General features: G+C 76.1%; 1 protein-coding gene. It reads right to left on the minus strand.

All coding sequences use genetic code 11. The features are described from left to right. Positions 1–377: hypothetical protein (locus AC5LUJ_RS08110; RefSeq protein WP_493464721.1), on the minus strand; the 377-nt coding region annotated here is incomplete at its 3' end. Positions 378–451 lie beyond the last annotated feature (74 nt).

Below are 451 nucleotides of genomic sequence, written 5' to 3' on the forward strand. Positions count from 1 at the left end.
CCGAGTGCGCCGAGTGCGCCGAGTGCGCCGATTGGGCTGACGGGGCCGCTCGGGCCGGCGGGGCCGGCCGTGTCCGCGACGGCGTGGACGGCGACGACGCGCAGCTCCCGGACGCGGGTGCCGCCGGTGACGACGCAGCGGCCGGGCCGGTCGAGCAGTTCGGTGACCAGCGCGTCCGCGCGCGTCCCGAGCGGCCGGACGAAGTGGACGTGCAGGTAGCGCTGGGCGTCCAGCCCGTCGGCGCCGAACCCGGCCGACGTGTCGCTGTAGACCTCCAGGTGGTCGATGCCGTTGCGGCCGCTCGCCAGCAGCACGCGGCGGCGCGCCTCGTCGGCGCGCTCGAGCACCGGTATCGCGGACGTTCCCCCGCTGGTCATCGTGTCCGTCTCCGTCGCCTTCTGTCGGTCGGCTCGGTACTGTCAGGCGGCCCAGCGCTGTCGGCCGGCTCGGT

This window comes from Protofrankia sp. CiP1_Cm_nod3 (assembly GCF_982290655.1).